Here is a 430-nt window from a genome sequence, read left to right as displayed (position 1 = left end):
TGTGAAGTGTTCAAAAACTGCAGGTAACATATGATTTTCTCTTTCTTCCGGAGCCATCAAATTCCAATAATGCCGTACAGCAAGTTCATGTCCTTCTTGAACAGATAACGCAAACAAATAAGCATCTTTTGAACACTTCACACTTTGAAGAAGAAAGCTATTTAAAAATTTTTTTTCAGATTTTTTAAAAATTGACAAATCAGGATTTTCTAGGTACATCACTGAACAAACAATAAAAGCATATTCTCTGTATCTTTCTGAGTGTATCGCAATAGAGTTTTTCCCAAAACATTCATATAAGCAAAACTTTATGATATTTTTCCAGTGAATACTGATGAACTCGGTTAAGATGCAAGCACAAGCCATGTAATACACTCCAAATTTGAAATCAAAATCAACATCTCCTTTGGCAGCTTCCAAAATAGGAACC

General features: G+C 33.0%; 1 protein-coding gene. It reads right to left on the bottom strand.

The window, feature by feature from the left end:
• Positions 1 to 430, bottom strand: a 430-nt coding sequence (locus tag GUI43_RS34160) for a hypothetical protein (RefSeq protein WP_170158821.1), incomplete at both ends; no start/stop codon positions are given.

It is taken from the genome of Micromonospora noduli (assembly GCF_003264365.1).
GTDB lineage: Bacteria > Actinomycetota > Actinomycetes > Mycobacteriales > Micromonosporaceae > Micromonospora > Micromonospora noduli.
This window is presented reverse-complemented; position numbering and strand designations above follow the sequence as displayed.